The following is a 1,200-nucleotide window of genomic DNA, read 5'->3' on the forward strand; positions in this document are numbered from 1 at the left end:
TTGATTTTGAATCTCTTCCCGAACAATTTGTATTGAAAGTAAATTGGGGCAGCGGAATGAATATTGTCGTAAAAGACAAATCAAAATTGGATATAGCGGACGCTAAAAATAAATTAAAAAAATGGATTAATCCGTTTTCAAATCATTATTACGCTTCTTATGAATACGCTTATAAGTATATCGAGCCTAAAATTACATGCGAAAAATTTATGAAAGATTTAAATACCGACAACCTTATAGTTTATAGAATTTATTGTTTTGACGGAGTTCCGCATTATATACATGCAATTACGGACGCTCATACGGGAATTGATAGATGTAATATTTACGATACAGAATGGAATAAATTAGATTTAGTTTATATTTGGGATAATACGGATTATGAAATTCCTAAACCTGAAAAGTTGGATTTAATGCTTGATTTGGCGCGTAAACTTTCTAAAGAATTTATTCATTTGGGAGTTGATTTTTTCTCTATAAATAATCAAATATATTGTAGCGAATTAACGTTTTATACGAATGCGGGACTTTCTCCATTCGAACCGAAAGAATGGGATTATAAATTTGGCGAATGTATTAAACTTCCGCAAGATAAGAAAGTAGAATACGATTTTGTAGACAGAGAAACTCTATTAAAACAATCGTATAATTTGGAGTTTATGGTTAAGGATTATAGAGATTTGGAAAATAATTTTAATTTATTAAAAAATAACGAAACGATTTCAAATAACGATTACGAAAAGTTGAGGTTAAATTGCAATTGGTGGACGCTTTTCGGAATATCGAACAACAGCGAATATTTGAGATTAACTTTATTTGGAATTAAAATTTCAATTAAAATGAATAAAGAAAAAGTTGATAAATTGGCTTGGTGGATACCGATTAGAAAATGGCGGGATAATTTCAGAAACAAATTCTTTGATAAATTCATAAAAAAAGGGGGGGTAAATAATGGTTTCAAATTTTTATATCCTCTTCGTTTTAGATTGGATTTGAATTATTGATTATAATATTCACGCTTTGTAAAAATTATAACTCGCGCAAACAATATTAAATTGAGATTTGAAAAGTAAGGTTGTTCTATTCAAGTTTATTATTTTGACAAATAAAATTATTCTGTTATAATATGCTTATGAATAACAAACCTTTTAATGCATTGAATGACTATTTTGTTCGGTATTTCTTTACCGACAAGGTAGG

At 28.4% G+C, this 1,200-nt stretch carries 1 protein-coding gene; it reads left to right on the plus strand.

Going from position 1 to position 1,200, the window contains the following annotated elements:
• The coding region (locus tag EZH24_RS12215) for an ATP-grasp fold amidoligase family protein (RefSeq protein ID WP_137999336.1) at positions 1-1,004 on the plus strand (1,004 nt) is incomplete at its 5' end.
• Between the last annotated feature and the right edge of the window lie 196 nt (positions 1,005-1,200).

Source organism: Brachyspira catarrhinii (assembly GCF_005518285.1).
Lineage (GTDB): Bacteria > Spirochaetota > Brachyspiria > Brachyspirales > Brachyspiraceae > Brachyspira > Brachyspira catarrhinii.